20 protein-coding genes, 1 pseudogene and 3 riboswitches are annotated in these 19,976 nt (G+C 40.6%); of the genes and pseudogenes, 14 read left to right on the forward strand and 7 right to left on the reverse strand.

All coding sequences use genetic code 11. From position 1 onward, the window contains the following. Nucleotides 1-4: 4 nt before the first annotated feature. On the reverse strand, nucleotides 5-451 hold the full coding sequence (locus MHI16_RS06610; protein WP_058014187.1) for a MarR family transcriptional regulator: 447 nt from the start codon (nucleotides 449-451) through the stop codon (nucleotides 5-7). Between the two features lie 161 nt (nucleotides 452-612). Between MHI16_RS06610 and MHI16_RS06615 the strand changes: the two genes are divergently transcribed. After that, on the forward strand, nucleotides 613-1,029 hold the full coding sequence (locus tag MHI16_RS06615) for an organic hydroperoxide resistance protein (protein WP_106049103.1): 417 nt from the start codon (nucleotides 613-615) through the stop codon (nucleotides 1,027-1,029). Nucleotides 1,030-1,087: 58 nt separating this feature from the next. Here the strand turns inward: MHI16_RS06615 and MHI16_RS06620 are convergent, their stop codons facing one another. From MHI16_RS06620 to MHI16_RS06630, 3 genes are all read right to left on the reverse strand, one after another. Beyond that, nucleotides 1,088-1,558 (reverse strand): nucleoside deaminase, encoded by a 471-nt coding sequence (locus MHI16_RS06620; RefSeq protein ID WP_058014185.1) that lies wholly within the window; start codon nucleotides 1,556-1,558, stop codon nucleotides 1,088-1,090. A 139-nt stretch (nucleotides 1,559-1,697) separates the two neighbouring features. After that, on the reverse strand, nucleotides 1,698-3,986 hold the full coding sequence (gene metE, locus MHI16_RS06625; protein WP_058014184.1) for a 5-methyltetrahydropteroyltriglutamate--homocysteine S-methyltransferase: 2,289 nt from the start codon (nucleotides 3,984-3,986) through the stop codon (nucleotides 1,698-1,700). A 153-nt stretch (nucleotides 3,987-4,139) separates the two neighbouring features. Then, nucleotides 4,140-4,332: riboswitch (cobalamin riboswitch) on the reverse strand. 113 nt (nucleotides 4,333-4,445) lie between these two features. Further along, on the reverse strand, nucleotides 4,446-5,405 hold the full coding sequence (locus tag MHI16_RS06630) for a S8 family peptidase (RefSeq protein WP_012009704.1): 960 nt from the start codon (nucleotides 5,403-5,405) through the stop codon (nucleotides 4,446-4,448). Between the two features lie 446 nt (nucleotides 5,406-5,851). Between MHI16_RS06630 and MHI16_RS06635 the strand changes: the two genes are divergently transcribed. The 7 genes from MHI16_RS06635 (at nucleotide 5,852) to MHI16_RS06665 (ending at nucleotide 11,837) form a co-directional block, all read left to right on the forward strand. Further along, complete coding sequence (locus MHI16_RS06635) at nucleotides 5,852-6,538, forward strand: response regulator transcription factor (protein ID WP_058014183.1); 687 nt, start codon at nucleotides 5,852-5,854, stop codon at nucleotides 6,536-6,538. 3 nt (nucleotides 6,539-6,541) lie between these two features. Further along, nucleotides 6,542-7,891 carry an ATP-binding protein gene (locus tag MHI16_RS06640; protein ID WP_058014182.1) on the forward strand — a complete coding sequence of 450 codons (1,350 nt, stop codon included), beginning with the start codon at nucleotides 6,542-6,544 and terminating at the stop codon, nucleotides 7,889-7,891. A gap of 66 nt (nucleotides 7,892-7,957) precedes the next feature. Beyond that, nucleotides 7,958-8,647 carry a PepSY domain-containing protein gene (locus MHI16_RS06645; RefSeq protein WP_058014181.1) on the forward strand — a complete coding sequence of 230 codons (690 nt, stop codon included), beginning with the start codon at nucleotides 7,958-7,960 and terminating at the stop codon, nucleotides 8,645-8,647. A gap of 93 nt (nucleotides 8,648-8,740) precedes the next feature. Then, nucleotides 8,741-9,259: a PepSY domain-containing protein gene (locus MHI16_RS06650; protein WP_058014180.1), complete on the forward strand. Its 519-nt coding sequence runs from the start codon at nucleotides 8,741-8,743 to the stop codon at nucleotides 9,257-9,259. A gap of 76 nt (nucleotides 9,260-9,335) precedes the next feature. Beyond that, nucleotides 9,336-9,476, forward strand: a complete 141-nt coding sequence (locus tag MHI16_RS06655; RefSeq protein WP_003212346.1) for a hypothetical protein — start codon at nucleotides 9,336-9,338, stop codon at nucleotides 9,474-9,476. A gap of 131 nt (nucleotides 9,477-9,607) precedes the next feature. Next, a riboswitch (M-box (ykoK) riboswitch) is annotated at nucleotides 9,608-9,771 on the forward strand. A gap of 207 nt (nucleotides 9,772-9,978) precedes the next feature. Next, on the forward strand, nucleotides 9,979-11,337 hold the full coding sequence (gene mgtE / locus MHI16_RS06660) for a magnesium transporter (protein WP_058014178.1): 1,359 nt from the start codon (nucleotides 9,979-9,981) through the stop codon (nucleotides 11,335-11,337). 101 nt (nucleotides 11,338-11,438) lie between these two features. Continuing rightward, complete coding sequence (locus tag MHI16_RS06665; RefSeq protein ID WP_058014177.1) at nucleotides 11,439-11,837, forward strand: hypothetical protein; 399 nt, start codon at nucleotides 11,439-11,441, stop codon at nucleotides 11,835-11,837. A gap of 85 nt (nucleotides 11,838-11,922) precedes the next feature. Here the strand turns inward: MHI16_RS06665 and MHI16_RS06670 are convergent, their stop codons facing one another. Beyond that, nucleotides 11,923-12,786 (reverse strand): LysR family transcriptional regulator, encoded by an 864-nt coding sequence (locus MHI16_RS06670; RefSeq protein WP_058014176.1) that lies wholly within the window; start codon nucleotides 12,784-12,786, stop codon nucleotides 11,923-11,925. Between the two features lie 215 nt (nucleotides 12,787-13,001). Here MHI16_RS06670 and MHI16_RS06675 point away from each other — a divergent pair, with 215 nt between their 5' ends. Next, nucleotides 13,002-13,373, forward strand: coding sequence for a cupin domain-containing protein (locus MHI16_RS06675; RefSeq protein ID WP_081042290.1), 372 nt, complete (start codon nucleotides 13,002-13,004; stop codon nucleotides 13,371-13,373). 398 nt (nucleotides 13,374-13,771) lie between these two features. On the opposite strand, the gene MHI16_RS06680 is transcribed toward MHI16_RS06675, so the two are convergent. Beyond that, nucleotides 13,772-14,101 (reverse strand): MerR family transcriptional regulator, encoded by a 330-nt coding sequence (locus tag MHI16_RS06680; RefSeq protein WP_058014175.1) that lies wholly within the window; start codon nucleotides 14,099-14,101, stop codon nucleotides 13,772-13,774. Between the two features lie 189 nt (nucleotides 14,102-14,290). Here MHI16_RS06680 and MHI16_RS06685 point away from each other — a divergent pair, with 189 nt between their 5' ends. From MHI16_RS06685 to MHI16_RS06695, 3 genes are all read left to right on the forward strand, one after another. Next, entirely contained in the window at nucleotides 14,291-14,446 is a 156-nt protein-coding gene (locus MHI16_RS06685) for a hypothetical protein (protein WP_200964041.1), read from the forward strand. A 38-nt stretch (nucleotides 14,447-14,484) separates the two neighbouring features. Then, on the forward strand, nucleotides 14,485-14,649 hold the full coding sequence (locus MHI16_RS06690) for a hypothetical protein (RefSeq protein ID WP_058014174.1): 165 nt from the start codon (nucleotides 14,485-14,487) through the stop codon (nucleotides 14,647-14,649). Between the two features lie 355 nt (nucleotides 14,650-15,004). After that, nucleotides 15,005-15,469, forward strand: coding sequence for a MarR family transcriptional regulator (locus MHI16_RS06695; RefSeq protein ID WP_144462220.1), 465 nt, complete (start codon nucleotides 15,005-15,007; stop codon nucleotides 15,467-15,469). Nucleotides 15,470-15,499: 30 nt separating this feature from the next. Here the strand turns inward: MHI16_RS06695 and MHI16_RS06700 are convergent, their stop codons facing one another. Beyond that, complete coding sequence (locus tag MHI16_RS06700) at nucleotides 15,500-17,923, reverse strand: EAL domain-containing protein (RefSeq protein ID WP_058014172.1); 2,424 nt, start codon at nucleotides 17,921-17,923, stop codon at nucleotides 15,500-15,502. Nucleotides 17,924-18,168: 245 nt separating this feature from the next. Here MHI16_RS06700 and MHI16_RS06705 point away from each other — a divergent pair, with 245 nt between their 5' ends. Together MHI16_RS06705 and MHI16_RS06710 are read left to right on the forward strand one after the other, a co-directional pair. Then, nucleotides 18,169-18,783 carry a DedA family protein gene (locus MHI16_RS06705; RefSeq protein WP_058014171.1) on the forward strand — a complete coding sequence of 205 codons (615 nt, stop codon included), beginning with the start codon at nucleotides 18,169-18,171 and terminating at the stop codon, nucleotides 18,781-18,783. Nucleotides 18,784-18,862: 79 nt separating this feature from the next. Then, a riboswitch (yybP-ykoY riboswitch) is annotated at nucleotides 18,863-18,970 on the forward strand. Continuing rightward, nucleotides 18,966-19,857 (forward strand): annotated as a pseudogene (locus MHI16_RS06710) (TerC family protein). (Overlaps the previous riboswitch by 5 nt.) The last annotated feature ends 119 nt before the right edge of the window (nucleotides 19,858-19,976 follow it).

Genomic DNA, 19,976 nt, shown 5'->3' on the forward strand with positions numbered 1-19,976 from the left:
TCCCTCAGCCTTTTGATTGTGTTAATTTTTGCAAAAGCTCATGTAAAGAGGCACGTAGCATTTTTAACTCTTCTTCCGATCTGCCTGTCCCAGACAGCATCTGAAATGGAATTGCAGTAGCCCTCTCTTTTAGCTGCCCTCCATATTCCGTTAAACGAATTTGCACAGAACGTTCATCCTCTTTCGAGCGCTCGCGGATGATGAGTCCGTTTTGCTCCATCCGTTTCAGCATAGGTGTGAGTGTACCGGAGTCTAAATATAAAAGCTCTCCCATCGTTTTCACATTTAATGTCCCATGTTCCCACAATAAAAGCAGTGCCAAATATTGCGGGTACGTAATGTCTAACTCTTCTAATAACGGTTTATACTGCTTCGTCATCTCTCTTGAACTTGCATATAACAAGAAACAAAGCTGATTTTCCAGCTTCATGTGCTCGAATTCATTTGTCATGTCAGTCACCAACTATTTTTTGTCATACTTATTATTGTATAAGATTTTCTTCTTTTTTAAAATAAATACAGCCCAAAAACGAAAAATTATTTAATGTGCGATAAATGTTTGAGAAATGGATAGAACGTGAAAGGAATAAATAGATAAAGGAGGAGATAAAGATGAAACCATTATTCACAGCAAAAGTAAAGGCACAACACGGAAGAGCTGGACACGTTCGCTCAGAAGATGGTGTGCTGGATCATAACATTGTCATGCCTAATGCAAAGAAAGACGGAGAAACTGGTACGAATCCAGAGCAATTATTTGCAGCGGGCTATGCAGCTTGTTTCGGAGGGGCACTTGAACAAGTAGCGAAAAAGCAAGGGGTCGACATTGAATCAGAAGTCGAGGGACATGTCAGTCTTTTAAAAGATGAAAGTGATGGCGGATTTAAGCTTGGTGTCAAGCTGATTGTATCTGCAAAAGGCCTTGACCATGACAAAGCGAAAGAGCTAGTCGAGGCTGCGCATGAATTTTGTCCATATTCAAAAGCAACAAGAGGGAACATCGAAGTAGAGCTTGAAGTGGCTGAATAAAAAGGTTCTCTATCACGCTGAAAAAAAGAAACACCTGCTCATGAGCAGGTGTCTTTTTTTAATATTCTTTCTTTTGTTCGTATGCTGCCCATGCTTCAAATGGTGCAAGGGTTTTTTGAAGTGTCAGCTGATAAAATGGAATATTTCTTGATTCGTAATCTTTATTGATTTCTTCATAAATAAATGAGTCATCAAAACCAGAAACTGCCGCATCCTGATGTCCAGCAGCAAAATAGACCGCTTTTGGTCTAGCCCAGTAAATAGCGCCAAGGCACATCGGACAAGGCTCACAGCTTGTATATAAAATACAATCTTCTAATTGGTATGTATTCAGCGTTTGGCACGCCTTTCGAATGGCTGTGACCTCAGCATGTGCGGTTGGATCATTCGTTGTTGTCACATTGTTGCTTCCCTCGGCAATAATCTGTCCATCCTTGACAATGACTGCTCCAAAAGGACCGCCAGTACCACTATTGACTCCTTCTACTGCAAGGTCAATTGCGCGTTGTAAAAAATCTTCGTGATTCATTGTCTTCCTCCCTTTGTTCGTCTGACTTCTCTAGTATAAACGAATCATGCTAGAAAAGGAAACCTTCTAGTAGATGGTCAATCAGGACAATTTACGCATAAAAAATCCCCCGCCATGATAGCAGGGGAGAGGAAATCAGTTATGCATGCTGCGTCAGCTTTTTACGAGCGACTTCAGCCGCCGTCACCATGTTTTTCAAAGCAGCAATGGTTTCAGGCTCTTGTCTCGTTTTTAGTCCACAGTCAGGATTCACCCAGAAGCGATCTGTTGGGCATACGTTCAATGCATCATCAATGATTTGACTCATTTCTTCGACAGATGGAACGCGCGGGCTATGGATATCATACACCCCAAGTCCAAGTCCTTTCAAATACGGATGTTTCTCTAAATAATCGAGGAATCCGCCATGACTGCGTGAATGTTCAATTGTGATCACATCGGCATCAAGGTCTTCGATCGTATCGACAATATCCTCGAAGTTACTGTAGCACATATGTGTATGAATTTGCGTTTCATTTTGAACAGATGATGTTGATAGACGGAATGACTCTGCTGCCCAGTTTAAATAGTCTGCCCAATCACTTTCTTTGAGCGGAAGACCTTCTCTTAGTGCAGGTTCATCCACTTGAATGACTTGAATTCCTGCTTCTTCTAACGCTTCTACCTCTTTACGTAATGCGAAAGCGATTTGGAAGGCAATGTCCTTTCGGGAGATATCTGTTCTTGGGAAAGACCAGTTTAAGATCGTGACAGGACCTGTCAGCATTCCTTTGACCTTTTTCTTCGTTAAGCTTTGTGCGTAAACCGTCTCTTTCACAGTCATTGGTGCTGTAAACTCAACATCTCCATAAATAATTGGCGGCTTCACGCAGCGTGATCCGTAGGATTGTACCCAAGCAAATTTCGTAAAGGCAAATCCGGCTAGTTTTTCACCAAAGTATTCAACCATGTCTGTACGTTCAAATTCTCCATGTACGAGAACGTCCAGACCGATTTCCTCCTGAATATCAATCCATCTTTTTGTTTCTTCCTTAATAAATTCATCATATTCTGCATCTGTCCATTCATTTTTACGCCATTTTTGACGAGCACTTCGCACTTCAGCAGACTGCGGGAAGCTGCCAATGGTTGTTGTTGGCAAGAGCGGCAGTTCAAGAGATTCGTTTTGGATACGAAGGCGCTCTTCAAAGGCAACTGGACGTTTAAAGTCTTTCGATGAAAGATTGTTGCGTTCTTTTGTGAAATCCGCATTGGTTCCTTTTGCAAATTCTTTTAAAGTAAGAAGTGCTTGCTTGGCTTCATTGATGGCGGCTTCAATCGCTGCGGCGCCTTTTGTTAAGCCTTCTTTTAATGTTGTTAATTCAGCCAGCTTTTCAGTAGCATAAGACAGTCCGTTTAATAGTTTTTCTTCAAGCTGTTCGCTTGGGTGTTTTGCAACGGGTACATGCAGCAAACTGCTTGATGGCTGCAGCCATACTTCCTTCGGCTGAGCGTCAGCAATAACCTCAGAAACGAATGACAATCTTTCGCCAAGATCTGATCTCCAAATATTTCTTCCATCAATGACGCCTGCTGCTAAAACTTTGTCTTTCGGGAAGCCGTGCTTTTTCACTTGATCAAGATTGCGCCCTTGATCATGGACAAAATCAAGACCGATGGCTTCAACAGGATATGTGACAAGCTCTTCATACGCATCTACTGAATCAAAGTATGTTTGAAGAAGAATATTTAAGGCAGGTACGGCTTCTTTGATCGTTTGATAGATTTCTTTGACGGCTTTCACGTCTTCATATGAAGCTGTGACAAGTGCTGGTTCATCAATTTGTACCCATTTGACGCCGGCTTCTTCAAGTTCTTTTAAAAGCTGAGTGTAAAGTGGGATGAGACGCTGCTGAATCTCTTTTACTTCATTTGGTTCATAGCCTTTAGAAAGTGAGACAAATGTATAAAGACCAAGTACAACAGGTTTTGTTTCAACACCAAACGCCTTTTTCACCTTTTCGTAAGCTTCAAGCGGTTTGTTATGTGTGAGTTTGAATTCGGTGCTTTTTTCGTATTCTGGAACGATGTAGTGATAGTTTGTATTAAACCATTTTGTCATTTCACTTGAGACAGCATCTTTTGTTCCTCTTGCCATCGCAAAGTATGTATCTAGCGGGTCTTTTAAGCTGCGGAAGCGCTCTGGAATCCAATTGAACATAACAGCAGTATCGAGCACGTGATCGTAGAAGGTAAAGTCTCCAGAAGGAACAACATCAATTTGTTGATCAATTTGCGTTTTAATGGCAGCTAAAAATTGTTCATCAAGTGTGCTTAAGAGGGTTTCACGGTCTGTTTGACCTTTCCAATAAGACTCAAGTGCTTTTTTCCATTCTCTGTTTAAACCAATTCGCGGAAAACCTAGATTACTTGTTTTAACAATTGTCAATTCCAATTCCTCCTCTAAATATAAAAAGACACTTACACTCATGGTGAAGATTGATGAGGGCAAATGTCTGGTTTAAAAAGACAAAATGTGTGTGCGAAATAAGGCGTGAGCAGAACTGACGCTTTTTTCCGACATCTCCTATCAACCGTAGGGGGTTTGATGTGATAGAGCGGCTGGTATCCTGGCTGGTGAATCTGCAAGCTTTTCATCCTTCCCGTCCTTATGACAGTGGATTCATAAGAAAAGCTCTCCTCACTCACAGTGGCGGGACCGCGCCGGATTTTCACCGGTCTTCCCAATTAAAATTCGATGTGTGATTCGAATTACCGACTCTCAAACTATGAATTTATTGTGTTCGATTATATAACGTCCACTTCATTTCGTCAAAGTAAATTTTGAATAATTTTAATTAAAAAAATCCTGAGAAAATTCGATCTATTCTCAGGACCTCTATTCAAGTTATAGAGATAAAAGATCTGCTTCCAATGTCTTTTCTAAAAGCACATCAGGTGCAGTTAAATATAAAAATCCATTCCCAACGAGGGCTTTCGACTGCTTCAGTGGCAGGGTTCTTCTGACAAGCTGAGCATAGACCTCAGGCTCTGACAGCTTGCGCTGGAACGCTTCTTCCTCGGCATTTTTTATAATGGCTAGAGCACCGCTTACGTGTGGGGCGGCCATTGAGGTGCCTGTCAGTCTGCCGTATTTATGGTTAGGGAGAGTGGATAAAATGTCTTCTCCTGGAGCGACGAGGTCGATTTCTTTATTGGCGTTGGAGAATTCAGAGGATTCTCTTGCAAGGGAGACAGAGCCGACGGCAATGACTTCATTGTATGCTGCTGGGTAGGAGAACTCTTCCGTACGCTCGTCTCCGTCCCCTTCGTTTCCTGCTGCGCACACAACAAGTACTCCGCTTTTTACCGCGTTTTGAATGGCTTCCTGTAAGGCGGGCTCATTGCTTGGACCACCGAGAGACATAGAAATAATATCCACCTTCTGCTCAGCGGCATAGTTAATCCCGTTAATGATCCATTCATATTTCCCGCTGCCATTTTCGCCGCCAAGAACTTTCACGATCAGCAGCTTTGCTTCAGGGGCAACCCCTAAAATTCCACCATTTTGATCTGTAGCAGCAATCGTTCCTGCTACATGGGTACCATGTCCGTTATAGTCTTTCACATTTTCAGCATCTCCGTTGTCATCATCGGTAAAGTTTTTGCCTCCGATAATCTGATCTTTTAAGTCGGGATGCTCCGTGTCGCAACCTGTATCAAGGACAGCAATGGTTATGCCTTTTCCTTTGAAGCCACTTGACCAAAGTTCGGGTGCTTTAATCTCCTGAATACTTTCCGGCGTCTCTTTCGCTTCCATCACATTGGCTTTTACTTCATACGGAATTAAGCGAATTTCACCTTTCATAAGAAAGCCCTCCTTATTTTGTTTTCAAAGTAGATTCAGGCTGCGTAATGTTATTGTATAAAAGAAACTTTTGATCGGAAAGGGTCAATTGTAATAATTTTTCAAATAATCAATCTATTATCAAAAGTGCAGTTCTTCTCACATCTTGACGAAAGAACTCATCTTTTGAGGAAAACTCTTGATATCATATGAAAAAGAAGGAAATGCTGCATAGTGAGCTTGCACCTGTTTAGAGGAAAATGGGTGAAAAGGACTAAAAGAGGCAAACTACATAACAATGAGATCAAGCAATAAATGCGATGTGAAAAGGATGTGTAATGTTTTTGTTGAAAAATAAATGTTTCCTTCATAAAAAAATAGACGTGAAGATTGTGTCTGTTCCAAATGCAAAAGGCAACATATAATAATGGAAAGACAAGCTTGCCTTTTAGATAGGAGAGATAGAGATGAACAAAGGGAAGATACTCGTAGTCGAAGATGAAAAGAAAATTGCAAGGGTGCTGTCACTAGAGCTTGAGTATGAAGGGTATGAGGTGACGGTCAAAGAGACAGGAATGGATGGACTACAGGCTCTTGAAGAAGAAAGCTTCGATCTGGTGCTGCTTGACGTCATGCTGCCGGAATTAAGCGGTCTTGAAGTGCTGAGAAGAGTTAGAAAGACAAATACAGCGACACCTATTATGTTGATTACAGCAAGAGATAGTGTGCCTGATAAGGTAAGCGGACTTGATCTTGGAGCGAATGATTATATTACAAAGCCTTTTGACATAGAAGAATTATTAGCGCGAATTCGTGCGCAACTCAGATTGAATATAAACGAGCAAGAAGAGAAGGAGACAGAGCTCAGCATAGCAGATTTGACTGTCAACGAGAAAACAAGAGACATACAAAGAGCAGGCCAAATGCTTGAACTCACGCCGAGAGAATATGACCTGCTTGTCCACCTGCTGAAGCATCAGCAGCAAGTGCTCACAAGAGATCAGCTTTTAACAGCTGTTTGGGGTTTTGATTATTTCGGTGATACGAACGTGGTGGATGTCTATATTCGTTATTTAAGGAAAAAAGTCGATTACCCATTCGAAAAACAGCTGATTCACACAGTGAGAGGTGTGGGTTATGTGATGAAAGGATAAAGAATGAGATTAAAAAATAAGATCCAGCTTTATACGTCGTTGTCATTGTTTTTAATGGTGCTCTTATTCCATACAGCCATTTATTTTATTTTTTCAATCACCTTGACGCAAAAAGATATGTCCCGGCTGTCTGAGGTGGCTGAAAATATCGCCATTGCTTTAAAAAAATCAGAAGAAGAAGGTCTTCCATCATCAGAGCTGCTGAAAGCCTACCTGCCCCAAAATGGCATGATCCGTGTCGTGACAGAAACGGGTGAATCAAAGCTGACTGTCACAAAGGAGTCAACGTTTAGTTCACTGCCTTTTACATATGAATCTGGGCAGACAGCAGAAATCAAAGAATACAACAAGCATATGGTTGCGTTCGCTGCGATTCCGGTTATTTGGACAAATGGCGAGATTGTGTCGCTCCAAGTATATGAAGAAATCGAAAATACGGAAGAGAACTTAGCGTTATTAAAAATGATTTTAGTTGCTGCGGGTGTTTTAATTATTGTGCTTTCTTATTTTGCAGGCCATATTTTAACAAAACAAATCGTCCGGCCGATTAGTCGAATGACGAGTACCATGAAGGCGAGTATGAGGGAGAAGGCGTTTAAACGAATCGAATTAACAGGCGATTCTAAGGATGAATTGTATCAAATGGGCCAAACCTTTAATGAAATGTCAGAAATCCTCGAGAAGCATTATGAAAAAGAGCAGCAATTTCTGCATGATGCCTCACACGAGTTGAAGACGCCGATTACGGTCATTATGAGCTACAGCAATTTACTCAAGCGCTGGGGGCAAACACGTCCAGAGGTTATAGAAGAATCCTCCCAAGCGATACATGATGAAGCGAAAAAAATGAAAAGACTGACAGATCAATTGCTGACACTGGCGAAAAATGGTCAGCCGCTATATGTGGATATGAAGCCAGTTGATCTTGGTCATTTGTGCAAGCAGCTTTGCCATACACTTGAAGTGGCCACTAATCGAACGATTCAATCTCGTGTGCAAACAGATCAGCCGCTTATTGCGGAAGGAGACGAAGAGAAAATCAAACAGCTTTTGACCATCTTGATTGATAATGCCGTCAAATATAGTACAGAGCCAGTTGATGTGACCTGCGGATGGAGAGGAGAGAAGCCGTTTATTTCAGTCATTGACCATGGGATTGGCATAAAAGAAGAGGATCTCCCAAAAATCTTTGACCGCTTTTTCCGTGTAGATGAAGCAAGAAACAGTGAGACCGGCGGAACAGGTCTTGGTCTTTCAATTGCGAAGCAAATTGCAGAAGAGCATGGAGCTGAGCTGAAGGTAGACAGCCGAATCGGCAAAGGGACAACCATGACCATTCTTTTCTCAAAATAAATGGGTCTTTTCTCATCAATTTCTCATTTCCTCCTTATAAAATAGGAAATAGGAAGGAGGCGCTGCATGTCTAGAAAAACGAAAATGGTGCTTGCGCTCGCAGGATGTCTCGTCGTTCTTGCGGCCTTTGCAATGCTCATGATTCAAACCATTGATCAAAAAATATTAAGTGAAGCAGAAATCAAAAAAATGATTGCAAAAGACTACAATGGAAACATTACACAGATTGATTTAATCAATCATAAACAGGACTATACATTGACGCTGGAAAATGCAAATGGCATTTATCAAATCATTGCATCTTCCGCAAGCGGTCAAATGAAAGAGATTAGACAAATAAAGAGCTATCAAAAACCAAATGAAAAAAATGCTGAGCTTCAAGCAGAAGAAGCGGCTGTTAAAAAGGTGAGCGGTACGGTCATTCAAAAGAAAGAAAAGTCCGATCGTTATATCTTTACAATCCAATCAAAAAAAGAATTATATCAAGTCGATGTTGACAAGCAAACGTTTAAAGTGCTTGAAGCAGAAAAGAAAAACCCGACCTCTAAAGAAAAGAAAATGACAAAAATCACGGTCGAAGAAGCCATCCGAATTGCAGTAAAAGAAGTCGGAGGGACAGTGGATGATGCTGATCTTGAAACATTTAGCGGTATGCTCGTATTTGAGGTGGAGCTGGATTTGCCTGATGGGCGGGAGGCAGAGGTACTTGTAAACGCATATACAGGAGATATTGAAGGAATTACGTACGAAAACTAATCCTTTTCTCATGATTTTCTCATGTTTCTTTCCTTCCTTTATCATCTTGTTTCTTTAAGATAAAGGAGAAATCAAATAGAGGAGGATATGAATATGATGAAAAAAGTACTAGTAGCTACAGCATTAACAGGAACTCTTGTCGCAGGTGGTTTCACACTTCAAGCGCAAAATACAAATCAAACAGCACACGCGGAGCAAGTGGTGCAAAAGAAATCTTCGTTTGTCTCTAAGAAACAAGCAGAAAAAGCTGCCCTAAAAGTGGTGAAAGGGTATGTGGACGATGTGGATCTTGAGCGTAAAAAAGGAAAATGGGTGTATGAGGTTGAGATTAAAAAAGGCGGTTTTGAATATAAAGTATATGTCGATGCCAAAACAGGAAAAGCGCTGAACGATCCAGTCAAAGAAAAGAAACAGAATGTGAAAATTACTAAAAAGCAGGCTGAACAAATTGCCCTTGCAAAAGTAAAAGGAACAGTCACAGATTCTGATTTAGATAAAGAAAATGGTGTGTACTTATATGAAGTCGAAATCACCACACCAAAAGGCGAGGAAGTTGATTTTGAGATTTCCGCTAAAACAGGCAAAATCCTAAAGCAAGAATGGGATGATTAAGCCATCACGAAACCTTACACTTTCATGTGTAAGGTTTTTGCATTGGGACAAACTACGGGAAAGGAGGCGAGAGAATATGAAGAAAAAAGAAGAAGAGCAAACAATGGACCATGCGGAATATGTTCCGCATCCTGACGGAGAAGGATATGCTTTGTTTTTGCATGATTCCTTTCATCTCCTCTCCCAAGAGGATATGAATCAGCCAGAAGAGGAATAAAGACATGAAAGGGCGATGGTCTACTTTGTCTATCGCTCTTTTTTTGAAATGTAAGCGAATACATAAGGGAACTTGGCATCTTGCTTATTGACATCACTGCGCTTTTTCTGTAATCTCAGTGTGTCAACAATATGAGACTTCGTTAGGTGAGGCTCCTGTATGGAGATACGCTGCTGCCCAAAAATGTCCAAAGACGCCAATGGGTCAACAGAAATCATCGACATAAGGTGATTTTTAATGCAGCTGGATTTTTCCTATGCCATACAGTGCTAAAGCTCTACGATTGAAGGAGCAAGTGTTTATTTGTCATGCTTACAAAGCGCCTTCATTCGGTTGAAGGTGTTTTTTTATGGGAAAAGGAGGTGTGGGGATGGATCATCCCGATTCGAGACACATAGAGAATATGTCAAAAGATCAGATTGAGACATCAGATAGAGGAGATCCTGACCCCCGCACATTCTAAGGGATTCGGGTATCTCCTGACTTTGGGGAGGTAACAGCGATGATACAAAATATAACGTACGATGAACTCATTTTACGCATCATTATTTTACTAAGAGATGGAAAACGAAAAGAATTTAAAAACATTATGGAAGAACTTCAGCCATATGATATGGCCTACTTATTTAAAGAACTTCCAGAGAAACACCGTAGCCGCTTCCTCAGCTTTTTACCAGTCGATGACGTGACAGAAATGATGGGTGAGCTGGAGCGGGAATATCAAGAAATCGTTCTTGAAAAAGTAGGGAAAGACAAAGCGACCTTCGTCACAAACAAAATGGATAACGATGATCTAGCCAACTTGTTTGATGAGATGGAGGATGAGCTAAAGGATCAGCTATTATCTAACATGGAAGCAGAGGAATCCAAGGCCGTCCAGCTTCTTATGAATTACCCTGCTGAGACAGCGGGACGGATCATGACCAACCGTTACGTTTGGATTCCTCAGCATTTTACAGTACAGGATGCAGTTGTGAAGCTGAAAAGCTTTGCTGAAATCGCGGAATCAATCAACTATTTATATGTGATTAATGATCAAAAACAGCTTGTAGGCGTTCTCTCATACCGGGATCTCATTTTAGGTGAACCGGATGAAAAGGTACAGGATCTCATGTTTACAAGAGTCATTGCCGTTGGAGCCTTTCAGGATCAGGAGGAAATCGCAAAGCTGATTGAACGATATGATTTCCTTGCGATTCCTGTTGTGGAAGAGAACAATGTCCTAGTTGGAATTGTTACAGTTGATGATATCATTGATGTTGTGATTCAAGAGGCAGGCGAAGACTATGAAAAGTTTGCTGCCTCTGGTAAAGATATCACGTTCGACACACCGGCATTTGTGGCGGCATACCGCCGTCTTCCGTGGCTCATTTTGCTCTTGTTCATTGGGCTGATTTCAGGCAGTATTTTAAATTATTTTGAAGATACCCTTCAGCAAGTTGTTGCTTTAGCGTTCTTCATGCCGATGATTGCCGGGATGACAGGTAATACAGGGACACAGTCTCTTGCCGTCGTCATTAGAGGGCTCTCAAAAGAAGAATTAACGAAAAAAACCATTATGCGCCTTATTTTTAGAGAGCTGAGAACGAGTATTTACATTGGGATTGTTTGTTCCATTATTATTACAGTTGTCGCAATGGTGTGGCAGGGCAATATGATTTTAGGTTTTGTTGTCGGTTCTTCGCTGCTTGCAACACTGATTATTGGGACAATGGCAGGTACGGTCGTGCCGATTATTTTACACAGATTAAATGTGGACCCGGCCATTGCATCTGGGCCGCTGATCACAACATTGAATGATATTTTATCCTTACTGATCTATTTTGGAATTGCAACAGCATTCCTTCATACACTGATGTAGCATGAAGACTGTAAAACGTGACGTTTTACAGTCTTTTTTGAATAAAGATTGCATATAGCGCTTCCATCCTTTACATTTTAAGGAGAAGGTGGGAGAGAAAAATGAAGAAGTTTTTATTCATTTTAATGTGCATTGTTTTGCTAGGTGCATGTTCAAGAGAAGACGAGGGGAAAGACAGAAGACTGGTGGCAGCAGAGCATATGATTGAAGCTATTAGCGAAGGAAATAAACGAAAAATAGAAAATATCTATGTTGAAGGCGCTGTCCCAAGTCCGAATGACATGCTAAAAATGAAAAAAGAATGGGGCATAGAGACACTTTCTTATGATGATTTTCAATTGGAAGAAGCCAGCATTCATGTCTTTCATGCGAATTACGAAGATGAAAAAACAGGGGAGAAAAAGGCGCTGGCCATGCGGGTCATAGAAGATCCTGAAAAAGGCGGTGTACGGATTGACTTTGTAGGGCTCGTTGAAGGAACTGACGCTTCCTCTCAATGAAAGCTAAAATGATTTTATTGAAAAGGATAGAAGAGCTGAAAGAATGTCGCTCTATCTATCCTCTTTTTTACCATAAATGACCCGATCATATATGAGTTATGCCCAATAATTCCATAAAACGTGAGAGGGCACTAGTCATGTACGAATCGCGACGCCTTATAAACACAGTGGGCACGATTCTATGTGGTTCCGGTAAAGGATGACAGGTAAATCTGCCTTGCATCCGAGATTCAACCATAGATTTTGGTAATACGGTAACCCCTAGCCCGTTTTCAACGCATTTAAGCACGCCCTCTAAAGTGCCATATTCCATTACCTTCATCGGAGCAAAGCCATTGCTCTCTAACCATCGTTGCCAACGCCCCAAATAGATGCAATGCGCAAATGACGAAAGCAATGGTTCATGTAAAATTGATTCTACCTGGAATTCCTCCTGGGAGTAGCTTGTAATGAGAACAAGGGATTCTTCTAATACCGGATATTCAATAATGTCGGGATGAAGAATGGGCCCATCAACCAATGCACCGTCTACCTTGTAGTTGAGAATAGCATGAACCTGATCTACAGTAGGTGCCATATTCATGCTTAATTCTACTTGTGAAAATGTCTTGTGATATGCTGCGAAAATGCTGGGCAATCTTGTCGAAGCGGTAGACTCTATAGATCCAATGTGCAAAGTTCCTCGCGGAGTAGAGGAAAGCTTTACGGCCTCTATCGCTTCTTCAAAATTGTAGAGTAATTTGTTTGCATATGGCAGCAGTTCTCGCCCTGCAGGCGTTAAGGATATCTTTTTGTGATATCGATAGAAAAGAGGAACACCTAATTCTTGTTCAAGACGCTGGATTCGTGCAGTGACATTCGACTGCACATAATTTAATTTCTCGGCAGCTTTTGTAATGCTTTGTTCAATAGCTACTGCTTTAAATATCTCCAAAGATGTAATATCCAAAATAATGCTCCTTTTTGCATCACAATTTGTGATGAACTATACACTATTTTTTGATTTTACGTGATCCAATAGGATAAGTAAACTTAATAATATAAGAGGTTGATGCTCATTGTGTCCCTTGATGTTTATCATGAGGAGGAGAATTTGCAAGGTAGGGAGTTTTAGCTTAAGAAAGATAAAAAAAGACGTTTCCAAGTAAATGAGGAGGGAATTTATTGATTTCAAAGGTTAATATCCAAGAGAAATTTTCGCAAATAAATGATTATTGGAATCCTAGAATAAGTGGAGAGTTGAACGACTCATACATGAAAATGGTAAAAATTAAGGGTGAATTCATTTGGCATCATCATGATGACGAGGATGAAATGTTCTTTGTATGGAAAGGAAATCTAGTCATCCGTTTTAGGGATAGAGAAATAGCGCTTCATGAAGGGGAGTTTCTTGTGATTCCAAAAGGAATTGAACATCAGCCATTTGCTGAAGAAGAAGTTCATTTGCTCTTGATTGAACCAAAAACGACGCTAAACACGGGGAATGTGGTCAATGAACGAACTGTTTCGATTCCTGAACGAATGGATGAACGCTAGATCGACTGCACTTAACAATATACTAAACGTTATTTGATAGAGTGTTGGTTCTTAGAATGAAATGTTATTGAACGCCGCCTGAAAAAAGTAAATTTAAACTGATTCCTTGCTTATATAGCTTATTTCACTTAATAGGATTTGGCATTGTGCTCAAATTAAGATAATGTTGAAAGTTTGTTGGAATAAGTAATAAATAAGGGGATAAAGCAGTGAATGAATTTTATAACGCGTTAATGGCATGAACAATACAAATAGTTAGCCAGCACAAGAACTATTAAAGCTATACTCTAACTAAAATAGCTCTAAGCCGTAAATGGAACGGAGACAGCAAAAAAGCTGTCTCTTTTTCATGAAGCCATGACCAAAAAGCCTAAAAGAGTCAGCAATACTTTATTTGTTTATCGATTTTTGTACCGGAAGTGTGCGTTAATTTGACCTTCCAGCATTTTTTTCTTATATTGTCCGCTTTTTAATGCCTGTTCTTTTTTCTTCATGTCTTTCAAAATCTCCGCTGTTTGCACACCGTCTTCTCGTTTGTTGGCGATATCCATTAAACGTTCTACATCAGAAAAAGAATATTTACGCGTGCCTCTTGTTGAGCGCTGGGGGTAGATGAGGCTGCGTTCCTCATAATATCGGATTTGCCTGACGGATAGCCCTGTTAATTCACTGACAATCCCGATTGAAATGACTTTTTTATCTTTATATGATACATCTTCCTGCGTCATATACTCACCCCTGCAAGTTTTTTCTTCATATTATACAGAATGAAAACGAAAAAAAACATCGTTTGTTAGAAAATATAACATAAAAACATAAAAATGAAAAACGATGGAAGGAAAGTTGACAACAGATGTGAAATGATTGCTGCGCATGCATATAATGATGATGAGTTGAAATAGGAGGAGGAGCATATGATGGAGCAAACACGGATCATCTGTATGGCAAAAGAAATCATCGCATTAGATATAAAGAGGGATGAATTACTGGAGCGATTCATGCAGGCGGCAGGTCAGAATGCACATGCTCTTCTAAGAGCCGTACAAAATGATTTGTATAAAAGGTCTTCATAAGCACCTAGTCCAGATCAATTGATAGGAGGGGATAATCGGTGCGGCGTATCTTAACAGAAGCTTTAGCAAAGGAAAGATATTACTATACGAAGCAGCTCTGTTCATTGGGCGTGTACAGTCCTAGTGCGGCCAAGAACATGACAATTAGTGACTTAAAAAAAGAGTATCACTTCTTTTTCAACAAAACAGAGCGTGATTTGTGAAAATCCCCTTGAAATGTGCGCATGTCACATAAGGGGTTCTTTTTTGTTTAATATTATAGCAATATTGAATTTTGTAGAAATTTGACGAATGCAGTGTGAGAAAACATAGAGTCTTTACAGATTATGTTAAACCATGTCGTATCTTGATGGTTTGCTAAAAAACCTTTTTTTCGAGATGGTTGTGAAAAATAAGAAGGATTTTAAAAGTTTATATCGAAATCTTATACATAACACGAATGGAGTCACTTATGTGGTTGAAAGGGTTTTCAAAAACGTACTTCTATTTTTTACGAAAGGCTCCAACTGCACCGCAAGAAAGCCTTGAAGTTAAAAAAATATTATAAGAGGTAGATATGTGATGAGACTATCGTTTAATGAAGAAGAAGTAGAACGTGCAATGACACTTTACAAGGTATTTGCAAGAGCATTTAAAAGCGTTTCAGAACACAGCATTAGAGACAGCAAAGAGCATGGATTTAATCCAACTGAATTTGCGGTTCTTGAATTGCTGTATACAAGAGGTGCTCAAAAACTTCAGCAAATCGGCTCAAGACTCCTGCTTGTCAGCGGGAATGTGACGTACGTAATTGACAAATTAGAACGAAATGGTTTTATTGAAAGAGAGCAGGACCCAAAGGATAAACGGTCGGTTTATGCCCATTTAACAGATAAAGGGCGCAGTTATCTTGATAAGATTTACCCGATTCATTCTCTGCGGATTGCGCGTGCCTTCTCAGGCCTCTCGCGAGAAGAACAAGAACAATTGATTAGTCTATTGAAAAAAGCAGGTATTCACAGTCAACATTTATTATTTAGATAGAACGAAAAGGTGCCATGATTGGCACCTTTTTTATGTGTCCAGCTGATGCGCTGGATAGGCAATGAATTTTTCGATATCGTTTGCTGGAAGAGGCTTTGCATAATAAAAGCCTTGCAGGTCGTCACATCCTTGCGCAGATAAAAGCTGCGCCTGCGCAAAGGTTTCAACACCTTCTGCTATGACCTCAAGAGAAAGTTGATGTCCCATCGCGATAATGGCACCTGTAATCTGTTCGGATTTCGAATCATGTAAAATATCTTCAATGAAGGATTTGTCGATTTTCAGTCGATGAATGGGCAAATCCTTTAAATAGCTTAAGGAGCTATGCCCTGTACCAAAATCATCAATACTAATGCGGACGCCCAGGTGTTTCAGTGACGTCAGCACCTGTTTTGATTGCTTAATATTGTCCATTGTCATACTTTCTGTGACTTCAAGCTCAAGCAGTGACGGTGTCAGATCGTATTTTTTTAATGTCAGCTTAATCAAATCAATTAAGTCTTCAGAATTAAATTGTTTCGCAGATAAATTGACAGCCACAGGAATTTTCAGCCCGTTATCATACCACGTCTTAGCCTGCCTGCACGCGGTATCAATGACCCATCTGCCAATATCAATGATCAGCCCTGATTCCTCTGCCAGCTCAATAAAAGCCTCAGGTGATTTTAACGAGCCATCTGGTGCTTTCATTCTTAGAAGAGCTTCTACGCCAGTCATCTGTCTTGTTTTCGCACTGACTTGCGGCTGGTAATGAAGCACAAACTGTTCTCTTTGAATCGCATCCCGTAACTCAAGCTCTCGGTTCAATCTGTCTTCACTTGATCTTTCCATTGATTCGGTGAAAAACTCATAACGGCTTTGCTTATGTTTTTTGGATAAATACATCGCCATATCGGCTTTCCTCATTAATTCCATCCCATCTTTGCCATTCTGAGGTGAGATAGCGATTCCAATGCTGATAGATGTAATGAGCTGATGATTCTGGATGAAAAAAGGACGCTCAAATTGACGAATGATATTTTGAGAAAGCTGTTCAATTTTCTGTGTGTCATGCCCCATGTCAGGAAAGATCATTAAAAATTCATCTCCGCCTAGTCTTGCTATAAAGCCGTTGTCTGGTAAACATTGTGTCAGTCTGTTTGCAGCTGCTTTAAGAAGTAAGTCCCCTATGTTATGACCAAGTGCATCATTAATAATTTTAAAACGATTTAAATCAAGAAACAGAACAGCTGTCGATGTTCCTGTCTCTTCTTGAGCCGAGAGAACATCACTTAAATGGTTGATGGCATGGCGCCGATTAGGAAGCTCAGTTAATGCATCATAATGTGCCATGACATGAATTTCTTTTTCTGCAATCCGCTGCTGCGTTAAATCTTTTAAGACAAGATAAATACTGTCAAGCGTATTGTTGACATGAACAGGTATGTAAGTGACATGATAATAATAAAAGCGATCTGCTGCTTTTAGTTCTGCTTCACGCGTGATGGCTTTTTTTGACTCGCAAATAAATTCTTCCCACATGTCAGTTGGCATGACGTATTGGCTAACATCGTCACCAATCCAAGAATTGCACATTTTTAGGATTTGTTTACCTGAGTCGTTCGCAGAAAGCACCTTTCGATTGACCGATAACACGATAATGCCATCGATATTATGTTTGATGAGCGATTGGAACCGCTGTTCATTTTCCTTTAGCTTATCTGCCTGCTTCATGATTCGGTGATCGATATAGGCACCAAAAATCATCAGTGTTTGGACAATCAGTGTCATAAGGCCGATGAAAATCGACAGACTGAATGGTGATAATTCAAGAGAACCACCCCCAGAGGACTGTCCGTCTGAATGAAAAAACATAGTAGAAGCAGCCATACCGGTATAATGCATCCCAGAAACAGCCCCGCCCATCACGAGTGCACCAGCTATTTTTAATAGATGATCCTCCTGTTTTTTCCCGGATCGATGGAGCCGAAAAAAGAGATGAAGCGAAAAGAAAGACGCTATCGCAGCAATGACAAACGAAAGAAAAAAGAGGACTGGATCATAGCTGATGGAGACATTGGCCATTGATTCCATTCCAAGATAATGCATGCTGCAAATAGCTGAGCCCATGGTGATTGAACTAATGAGCAGCCGTCTTGTGGAGAGCTGCTCTTGAATGCATATTGTGAATGCGATCAAGGACCCGGCAAAAGATGCCAAGATCGATAAAATGAGCAAGGGTGTTTCATATGTGATGCCAGCACGCACGTGAAATGCCATCATGCCAATAAAATGCATCGACCATATCCCCATTCCCATGATCAAGGCACCAACGATCAGCCATACCTTTTTCTTTGCACTGCTTGACTGTGCCACTCGGCTGGCTAAATGAAGAGCTGAGTAGGAGGCGACAGCGGCGACTGCGATTGACAGAAAGACAAGCCATCCATTGTAGCTTCCTGTTAAATGGGTCATGTAAGAAAACCTCCAGTATCTTAAAACAGACGTATACTTAATATATCGGATCGAATGGCTTCTGTGTTCACTTTTCCTTCACTTAAATACCACAATCAACGTTTTCTTCACTTGTCTTTTATAGTAAAATCAAATTTAATGTAAAAAAACGACGAAAAGTGAATCGTTTCTTCGGTTTTATTCGTTTAATATATGTGCGATTCTAAAAGAGATAGAATCAGTTAAACGATTATGTGTGAAAGGGATTGATAAACATCGAAGATTTTATTATTTCTTTAGCTGATGCCTTTAAGAACTTGTCGTACTTTGGCATCTTCCTTGCATTATGTATTGAATTTGTTCCTGCTGAAGTGGTTCTGCCTCTTGCGGGTTACTGGGTCTCAGAAGGGGACATGGCCTTCATCGGTGTTGTGGCAGCCGGCTCTATTGGCGGCGTGGCTGGCCCTTTGACCTTGTACTGGTTAGGACGTTATGGCGGCAGACCTTTTTTAAATAAATATGGGAAGTACTTTTTTGTTAAACCGGAGTCGCTTGATAAATCGGATGCCTTCTTTGAAAAGCATGGTGGATTCGTCGCATTTAGCGGCCGGTTTATTCCAGGGGTCAGAACGCTTATTTCCATCCCGTGCGGTATTGCCAAGATGAATGTGTGGGTCTTTTGCCTGTACACGTTTTTAGCAATTACGCCTATTACATTTGTATATGTGTATCTTGGATTTGTGCTCGGGGAGAACTGGAAAGAGGTTGGCGCAATGTTAGATCCATATCTTCTGCCGATTGGGATCGGGATTGTGTTGCTTTTCGCGATGTATATATGGATGAAACGTAGAAAAAGAAAAGCAGAAACACCAACTGCCTAATCACTGGACCCGAGGTGAAAGTCACCTGTTGACAATACAGTGTCTATTGATTAAAATATAAGTAATCTAAATATTCTTAAATCCCACCAAAGGGGAGTAGCGTCCGGTTTTTACCGGAAACAAAGTCGTCATTACATGGACTTAAGTTCCATCGGCTTTGTTGGCATGATTCTACATATCACATGTCTAGCAAGACCTTTGCCATTACAGGCAAAGGTCTTTTTTGCATTCATAAGCCTTTGTCTGTTGTGGGACAATAGATAAAAACAAGGAGGAATGATGATGGATGCAGCAATTATTTTAGAGTACGGGTGGGTTCTTCTCGTACTGATTGGATTAGAAGGGATTTTAGCCGCTGATAATGCGCTGGTCATGGCTGTGATGGTGAAGCACCTTCCAGAAAAGCAAAGAAAAAAGGCGTTGTTTTACGGACTTGCGGGTGCGTTTGTTATGCGATTTGGCTCCCTGTTTCTTATTTCGTTTTTAGTGGATGTGTGGCAAGTTCAAGCCATTGGTGCAATTTATCTTCTTTATATTTCCATTCACCATATTTTAAAATCGCACGTATTTAAGAAAAAGGAATCAGACACAAACATGAAGCAAAGCGGCTTCTGGGCAACAGTCGTAAAAGTCGAGCTTGCTGACATCGCTTTTGCTGTCGATTCGATCTTAGCGGCCGTCGCATTAGCCGTAACATTGCCGAAAACAAGTCTTCCGCAAATCGGTGGACTTGATGGCGGTCAATTTATTGTCATTCTTTTAGGTGGTATCATCGGTTTGATCATCATGAGATTTGCAGCAACTGTCTTTGTGAAACTGCTCAAAACAAGACCGAGCCTAGAAACAGCAGCCTTTGTCATTGTCGGGTGGGTTGGTGTGAAGCTCACGCTTTATACACTGTCACATCCAGCCATTGGGATCGTGTCCTCTCATTTTATTCATTCAGCATTATGGAAAGTGATTTTCTGGACAGTGCTTCTCGCAATTGCAGCATTTGGCTGGTTTTTATCAAGTCCATCAAGAAAAGGTGGGCAACAAAACAAAGAAAAACAAGAGGAACGCCTAGAAGAGTAGGTTTTTTGAAAGAAATATCATTTCATTTTCATAACACATATATTACAAATAAGGGGGAGATACCCCCTTATTTCTTTGCTTTTAGACGAAACATTGTAAAGTAGATGATGATATTCATG

The sequence above is a fragment of the Bacillus sp. FSL K6-0923 genome (assembly GCF_038630825.1).
Lineage (GTDB): Bacteria > Bacillota > Bacilli > Bacillales > Bacillaceae > Bacillus > Bacillus pumilus.

Excerpts from the sequence above, each read along its gene's own strand:
- MHI16_RS06620 (WP_058014185.1), bottom strand. The coding sequence starts at position 1,558 with ATGAATCACGAAGATTTTTTACAACGCGCAATTGACCTTGCAGTAGAA.
- MHI16_RS06650 (WP_058014180.1), top strand. The coding sequence starts at position 8,741 with ATGATGAAAAAAGTACTAGTAGCTACAGCATTAACAGGAACTCTTGTC.
- MHI16_RS06655 (WP_003212346.1), top strand. The coding sequence starts at position 9,336 with ATGAAGAAAAAAGAAGAAGAGCAAACAATGGACCATGCGGAATATGTT.
- MHI16_RS06680 (WP_058014175.1), bottom strand. The coding sequence starts at position 14,101 with ATGACGCAGGAAGATGTATCATATAAAGATAAAAAAGTCATTTCAATC.
- mgtE (WP_058014178.1), top strand. The coding sequence starts at position 9,979 with ATGATACAAAATATAACGTACGATGAACTCATTTTACGCATCATTATT.
- MHI16_RS06645 (WP_058014181.1), top strand. The coding sequence starts at position 7,958 with ATGTCTAGAAAAACGAAAATGGTGCTTGCGCTCGCAGGATGTCTCGTC.
- MHI16_RS06615 (WP_106049103.1), top strand. The coding sequence starts at position 613 with ATGAAACCATTATTCACAGCAAAAGTAAAGGCACAACACGGAAGAGCT.
- MHI16_RS06700 (WP_058014172.1), bottom strand. The coding sequence starts at position 17,923 with ATGACCCATTTAACAGGAAGCTACAATGGATGGCTTGTCTTTCTGTCA.
- MHI16_RS06685 (WP_200964041.1), top strand. The coding sequence starts at position 14,291 with ATGGAGCAAACACGGATCATCTGTATGGCAAAAGAAATCATCGCATTA.
- MHI16_RS06630 (WP_012009704.1), bottom strand. The coding sequence starts at position 5,405 with ATGAAAGGTGAAATTCGCTTAATTCCGTATGAAGTAAAAGCCAATGTG.
- MHI16_RS06610 (WP_058014187.1), bottom strand. The coding sequence starts at position 451 with ATGACAAATGAATTCGAGCACATGAAGCTGGAAAATCAGCTTTGTTTC.
- MHI16_RS06665 (WP_058014177.1), top strand. The coding sequence starts at position 11,439 with ATGAAGAAGTTTTTATTCATTTTAATGTGCATTGTTTTGCTAGGTGCA.
- MHI16_RS06640 (WP_058014182.1), top strand. The coding sequence starts at position 6,542 with ATGAGATTAAAAAATAAGATCCAGCTTTATACGTCGTTGTCATTGTTT.
- MHI16_RS06635 (WP_058014183.1), top strand. The coding sequence starts at position 5,852 with ATGAACAAAGGGAAGATACTCGTAGTCGAAGATGAAAAGAAAATTGCA.